General features: G+C 46.7%; 1 protein-coding gene. It reads left to right on the top strand.

The features are described from left to right. The coding region (proS, locus tag A3739_RS27015) for a proline--tRNA ligase (RefSeq protein WP_068503453.1) at window positions 1–814 on the top strand (814 nt) is incomplete at both ends.

Raw genomic sequence — 814 nt, 5'->3', positions numbered from 1 at the left:
GAAGCGCCTTTGGTAGCGCTTGTTCTACGTGGCGATCACGAACTGAACGATATCAAAGCCGAAAAAATTGAAGGGGTCGCATCTCCGTTACAATTTGCACCGGAAGAACGTATCGAGAAAGAACTAAATGCAAAAGTTGGTTCACTAGGCCCTATCGGTTTAGACATATTAACAGTCGTGGATCGCAGTGCTGCGCATCTTTCAGATTTCTGCTGCGGCGCAAACAAAACAGGTTTCCATTTAACTGGCGTTAATTGGGAAAGAGATGTCGCACTCAACACAATCGCAGACCTTCGCAATGTTGTTGAAGGCGATGCAAGCCCTGACGGTAAAGGGTCACTCGTTATTAAGCGTGGCATCGAAGTGGGACACATCTTCAAGCTTGGAGATAAATACAGCTCAGCCATGAATGCTTCTGTGCTCGATGAAAATGGTAAAGCCAAAATTATGGAAATGGGGTGCTACGGCATTGGCGTTTCACGCATCGTCGCCTCTGCAATCGAGCAAAACAACGACGACAATGGCATTATCTGGCCACAAGCTATGGCGCCTTTTGATCTCGCCCTCGTGCCTTTAAATATGCATAAATCCGAAGCTGTCGCAGAAAAAACTGAAGAGCTGTATGAAGCGCTTAAAGCCAAAGGTATCGATGTGCTAATGGACGATAGAAACGAGCGCCCAGGCTTCAAGTTCGCTGACATGGAATTGATAGGTATTCCGCATCGCGTAGTGATCAGTGATCGAGGTCTGAAGAACGGCACACTCGAATATAAAGGCCGTTCAGATGCTGAAAACCAAGAATTCTCTGTCGATA

This window comes from Oleiphilus sp. HI0067, assembly GCF_001635735.1.
The sequence above is the reverse complement of the archived record's forward strand: the minus strand, read 5'-3'. Positions and strand labels throughout refer to the sequence as shown.